This window comes from Shewanella sp. SG41-4 (assembly GCF_014164505.1).
GTDB lineage: Bacteria > Pseudomonadota > Gammaproteobacteria > Enterobacterales > Shewanellaceae > Shewanella.
In genome coordinates this window covers 1-6,074 of sequence record NZ_JACJFI010000238.1, presented here as the reverse complement: position 1 = coordinate 6,074, position 6,074 = coordinate 1, and the positions used below count along the sequence as shown (strand labels likewise).

Sequence of the window (6,074 nt, the reverse complement as noted above, 5' to 3'; positions counted from 1 at the left end):
TTATATAGTGTTTCTTTAATCGTAATAGTGTTTGGTGACTTCATCACAATGTGGACTAATCGACAAATGAATTGGAAATTTTATAACGTTAATAATAAGTTTAGGCCTATAGCTAATGTGTAAAAAAAGGCGATTATATTTTGTAACTTAACTGAATTTATTGGTATTGTTTGTAGAGTTCGGTATTGATTTATATCAGAGTTATAGACGGGTCTAGGATTAAATCATTCAATAAATTAATCAGTCGACCTTATTTTGCGAACATTGCAATAACCATAGCGGATTTCCATATATAAAATGGTATGCGAATACCGTGCGTTGTCATGCTCCGCTAGACTATAAGAGTCAACCGTTAATATGAATCAAAATAGCTTTATTTTGTTCGCTTTCTCCAGAAAAGTAATGTCTAGAGCTTTTAATGTTGCTTTGCTGGTAGGTACTATATTGGCTTTAATTAATCATGGTGAAAAGATTTTGTCTTTGACGCTATCGAATGAAGATTTCGTAAAAATAGTTCTTACATATCTTGTGCCATATGGTGTTTCGACATGGTCAGCTGTTCAAGCCATCAGAAGCACTGTGGTACAAAAAACAAATCAAGAGAATTAGCAAGAACTAAAAACTGTGGGCTGTTCGCTCGTCCACCTTTCGGTTTTTACTACCACTATTCAACCCAGCGTTGACATTTTGACTAAGCGTAGAAACACTCCAATCGGTCCAAGTCCCAAGGATATTGCAATGCGTAAAACCCTTATAACAACAGCAGTAAGTGCTGCACTGATGCTTAGTGCGTGTTCAGAGGAATCAGCAGACACTTCAATGGCCAGTAAAACGACAGCAGAAGCATCTACAACAATGACTAAAACGCCTGCCGCCGGCAACGTTCTATTAGCGACAAGCCCTTTACAATATATGACACCACAGTTCGACAAGCTTAACGCCAGCGACTACTTGCCTGCTTTTGAACAAGGCATGCAAGAACACAAAGCAGAAATTGCCACCATTACTAATAACAGTGAAACAGCGACATTTGAAAATACGATTGTTGCACTAGAAAAAACTGGCGCGATTTTAGACCGCACTCAACGCGCATTTTTCACTTTGTCAGGACTAATTTCAGACGATAACTTTATCAGTGTTGAAGAACAAATTGTGCCTAAGCTCACTGCGCATCAAGACAATATTTATCTTGATGAAAAGCTTTTTGCCCGCATCCAAGCTATTTATAAAAACAAATCCACATTAGCAGGCGAAGATTTACGTTTAGTTGAAGTTTATTACGACCGTTTTGTGCGCTCTGGCGCTGAGTTGTCTGATACAGATAAAACCCAAATGCGTCAACTTAACGGTGAACTCGCTAAGTTTGAAACGAGCTTCTCACAAAACGTATTGAAATCATTCACTGATGACGTGATTTTAGTTGAAGATAAAGCTCAGCTTGACGGTTTATCTGATAATGACATCGCATCATTAGCCTCTTCGGCAAAAAAAGCAGGCAAAACGGGTTACATGATCACCTTAGTGAGCACAACAACTCAACCACTACTGTCTAGCCTTAAAAATCGTGATTTACGTAAAAAACTATGGGAAACGTCAGCTTATCGCGCCATGGAAACTAATGCGCCATTAAATATTAAAATCGCTCAGCTACGAGCACAAAAAGCTCAACTATTAGGTTACCCAACATGGGCGGCCTACTCACTAGGCGATCAAATGGCCAAAAACCCAGAAGCGGTTTACGGCATACTTGATGACCTAGCACCAAAAGCACTGGTTAAAGCCAAAATTGAAGCTGCTGATATTCAAGCTGAAATTGTTAAAGACGGTAAAGACTTTACTCTTGAACCATGGGACTGGGCTTACTACGCAGAAAAAGTACGCACCACTAAATATGACCTAGACGACAGCCAAGTTAAACCTTACTTTGAAATGAACACCGTATTAAATGACGGCTTGTTCTTCGCGATGAATAAGCTGTATGGCATTACAGTTAAACCACGCACTGATTTACCTGTGTGGCATAAAGATGTGACTGCATATGAAATCTTTAATCAAGACGGCAGCGCAATTGGTCTGTTCTATTTAGACCCATACGCACGCCAAGGTAAACGCGGTGGTGCATGGATGGATGAGCTTGTTAGTCAGTCATTCTTAAAAAATACTAAGCCAGTTGTATATAACGTGCTGAATATTCCTAAGCCAGCCGAAGGTCAGCCTACACTGATGTCATTTGACGAAGTGAGAACCATGTTCCATGAATTTGGTCATGCTATTCACGGCCTATACTCACAAGTAAAATATCCAAGCTTAGCGGGTACCTTAACCGCAAGTGACTTTGTTGAGTTTCCATCACAAGCCAACGAAGACTGGAGCATCGAATCACAAGTGCTAGCAAATTACGCTAAACACTATCAAACTGGCAAGCCTATTCCAGTTGAACTATTAGCCAAGGTATTAAAGTCACATACCTTTAACCAGGGTTTTGGTACGGTTGAATATTTAGCCGCAGCACTGCTTGATATGGAATGGCACTCAATTGCTGCAGGAACTGAAATTGCCGATGTCGCCGCCTTTGAAAAACAAGCACTAGCTAAACACGGTTTAGATTACACCCCTGTTGCACCAAGATACAAAACCACTTACTTTAGCCACAGCTTCGGCGGCGGTTATTCAGCGGGTTACTACGCGTATTTATGGACTGAAGTATTTGCCGTAGACGCGTTCTCACACATGATGTCAAATGGTGGGTTAACCCTAGAAAATGGCCAGAAATACCGTGACACAGTGCTGTCAAAAGGTAATAGCCAAGATCTAATGCAAAGCTATATCGACTTTGCGGGCAAAAAGCCTTCAACTGACGCTCTATTAAAGCGTCGTGGTTTAGTTGATTAGTCTGTAATAATGTCACTCTTGTTTATGCTAAATCAACGAAAGTAATAGCAGAAAAGTTAACTGACACCTGAATAATCTGGTTTATTAACACAAAAAAGCGAACCCAAAAGAGTTCGCTTTTTAATGGACTAATTCCCAGCTAAAAGCACAGGAATAAGATATAAATTGCCACTTACATGCTAAACTTACCCTTTACCCTCATGCCATTGGGCTCAGCAATAGCATCACTGGGAACCCCTTTATCTAAGCATGCATTTACAGCAGTATCTGCAATATACTTATCTGACAATCATAACATCGATGCTGGGTGTACTTCGCTAGACGCTTACCTACGAGCTGAGCCGACGAAGATAAGCATCGTGGGAAAATAAAAGCGATGCATGATGAATTCATCGATGCTTGAAGCAGTATTAAAGGCTGGATTTTGCGCCTAGGTTAGAAATTAAGCACTCATGCGGTAGCCCTGAGAAAGCAGTTGTGTACGGCTACCTAAATATCATCGTTTTTTGGTGAAATTTAGATTTTTAATATCCTTTAAAGATAAAAGCAGTTTTGATTTATCATCTTGTTCATAAATCAAAATGGTTGAAAGATTCTCTTGATCTACCCACAAATCTCTTTTTGTATGTAGGTATTCAATTTTTCCAATACCTTCTAGTTCAATTAATATACCTTTTTTGCTTTTTGATAGCGGTATGGTCAATGTGTGTAGTGCGTGTTGGGATAATGCAGTTATTGAGTGTTTCTTTGGTAGCTTGAAATACTATTGGATTTTTAAAGTAGCTCAACCAACAAGGGAGTTTATTAAGCAAGATGTGACGGCTTACATGAAATATTACAATTTTGAGGGGCTCTAATCTGCTAATGGTGATCTGTGAACGGTAGAATTTGAAAATTCTCAACAAAAAGTGTGCAATTTTGGTTGACCAGTACAATACGTTGATAGGTCCTGCAAGGGTCTGTTCAGGAGTCCCAGAATTCATTAAAACCGACTTATCGTCTTTTGACCAGGCAGAAGATGCGAAACAAAAAATCAGCCCCACATAAAAAAAACAAATTAGCAGCTTGTATGATCTCATACCTCGACCTTGTTTTATCGTAATCGAATTCCATTCTACGTTAATTAACTAAAAGTAACATGTCGTTCATGATGTTCACGAGCAGTTGATGAATTATTTCCACTAAAGTATCTGACAGAAGTTTATTGTTATGACAATGAAAAAGTGATTGTCGATGTAATGAACCGGATAACAAAGAGGAGCCATCATAATGAATTTTATTAAATGGGTAATGTTCGTTCTAGGCACAATGAGCATTTGGGTTTCACTGAATGTAATATCAACCGAACAAGGTTGGTTTAAAGAGCCAATTGCACCAGCCAATGATAATGCGTCCTTTATGGCTGAAGCGGTTAAATCAATAAAAAAAGACAGTAAAGGCAATGGTATTTTTGTCTTAATCCATGAGGGTAAAGTAATAGACGATTTTACCTACTCTAAAGGTGACGAAGTAACAAGAGACACTGTTTTTGGTGTTGCTTCATTGGGCAAATGGGTTGCTGCGTTCGGCGTTATGAAACTTGTCGAGCAAGGCAAACTAGAGTTAGATGCACCTGTTGCGAATTATCTAACTCGTTGGCAATTACCGCCTAGTCAGTTTGACAATGAACAAGTCACAATTCGTCGTTTACTAAGTCATACTGCAGGTATTACTGATGGGTTAGGACACAATGGATTCTTAACCGCAGAGCAGGTGCAGCCTCTTGAACAGCATTTAACCAAAGCGTTGGACGCTGATGAGGGGGTTAATGGCCAAGTTATGGTGGGAGTTGAGCCCGGCACCCAGTTCAAGTATTCAGGAGGGAGTTATAACTTACTGCAACTGATTGTTGAAGAAGTCAGTGGTATGTCCTTTAGCGCCTATATGAATAATGAAATTTTTGAGCCACTCAACATGACAAATACCGGTTATGACAAAGACCAGTTCGGTTCAAATTTAGCGCAATACTTCGACGACAATGGCGATGTTAGGGATTACCCATATTACACATCATTAGCAGCAACAGGTCTTTACACTAGCGCTAATGACCTTATCAAATTTTTGAATCAACATATTGCAGTTCCTGCAACGGAAGATTCGACACAAGATTTGCTTTCTGCAGCGACGCTTCGAAATATGCGAACCCCAAACGCAGCTACAATGGGGATCGATATTTGGGGCCTGGGAGTGATGCTATTTGCAAGTAACAATGCAGATGATTTTATTATCGGGCATGGAGGGCAATCCCCCTCTTTAAATGCAACTTTACGAGTAAACCCTAGTACGGGCAATGGCATCATTATGCTGACTACTGGAAATCGTTCATTAGCAGCTGATACCGCAACAAAATGGACCTTGTGGGAAACAGGTAATCCGGATATTTACATGCTTAAAAACATGATCCCTGAGATGTTAAAAACAACCGCTATAGGATGCTTGGTGATTTTATTTATGAGCCTATTGTATATTTTTATGGCTCGACGCAAAGCAAGAAAACTGGCTATTCGATAGCAATAACCACAGAAAATGAACATAACGTTATTTAATAAGGGTAAATTAAAATGAATAAAATTTCAAAATTGGTAGCCGTAGGCTTGGTGTTTTTGTTATCAGGGTGCGCCGTACCGGTAATTGTCTATGAAATTACTACTGAAGTTTTGGATGGAAAGCGAATAGATAAGGAAACTAGACGGGCTATTGCTGAAACCCAAAATGACATTGCGCAATTGAATGATAAAACCTCAGGTACAGTCAAGGTATTAGTCAAACACACCGAAGTTGTTTATCCAGAGGCGTTGCTGGAACAAAACCTCACTGGTTATGTAACACTTCGCTACAGTGTAAGTCGAGAGGGTAAAGTTGATAATATCGAGGTCGTCGAACGAGAAGGGGATGTTGCTTTTGAAGCTGCGGCGATAAGTGCAGTAAAAACATGGGAGTATGCACCAATGAATATGCCACATCATGTTGTGTTTGCGAAGCTGAATTTTGTCCCTCCCGAGGTCAAAATATAATTACTTATATAGTGTTTCTTTAATCGTAATAGTGTTTGGTGACTTCATCACAATGTGGACTAATCGACAAATGAATTGGAAATTTTATAACGTTAATAATAAGTTTAGGCCTATAGCTAATGTGTAAAA

At 39.5% G+C, this 6,074-nt stretch carries 4 protein-coding genes and 1 pseudogene; all 5 read left to right on the top strand.

Annotation, left to right across the window (positions count from 1 at the left end; translation table 11 throughout):
- The first annotated feature begins 357 nt into the window (after positions 1 to 357).
- The 5 genes and pseudogenes from nrtS (at position 358) to H5202_RS17010 (ending at position 5,945) form a co-directional block, all read left to right on the top strand.
- Positions 358 to 609 carry a nitrate/nitrite transporter NrtS gene (gene nrtS / locus H5202_RS17030; RefSeq protein WP_182773127.1) on the top strand — a complete coding sequence of 84 codons (252 nt, stop codon included), beginning with the start codon at positions 358 to 360 and terminating at the stop codon, positions 607 to 609.
- A gap of 210 nt (positions 610 to 819) precedes the next feature.
- A complete protein-coding gene (locus H5202_RS17025) occupies positions 820 to 2,892 on the top strand; it encodes a M3 family metallopeptidase (RefSeq protein ID WP_443019430.1) in 2,073 nt (690 codons plus the stop codon).
- Positions 2,893 to 3,605: 713 nt separating this feature from the next.
- Positions 3,606 to 3,770 (top strand): annotated as a pseudogene (locus H5202_RS17020) (IS3 family transposase); the annotation flags it as partial.
- A 391-nt stretch (positions 3,771 to 4,161) separates the two neighbouring features.
- Positions 4,162 to 5,442, top strand: a complete 1,281-nt coding sequence (locus tag H5202_RS17015; RefSeq protein WP_220493920.1) for a serine hydrolase domain-containing protein — start codon at positions 4,162 to 4,164, stop codon at positions 5,440 to 5,442.
- A 50-nt stretch (positions 5,443 to 5,492) separates the two neighbouring features.
- Positions 5,493 to 5,945 carry an energy transducer TonB gene (locus H5202_RS17010; RefSeq protein WP_182773125.1) on the top strand — a complete coding sequence of 151 codons (453 nt, stop codon included), beginning with the start codon at positions 5,493 to 5,495 and terminating at the stop codon, positions 5,943 to 5,945.
- Positions 5,946 to 6,074: the final 129 nt, after the last annotated feature.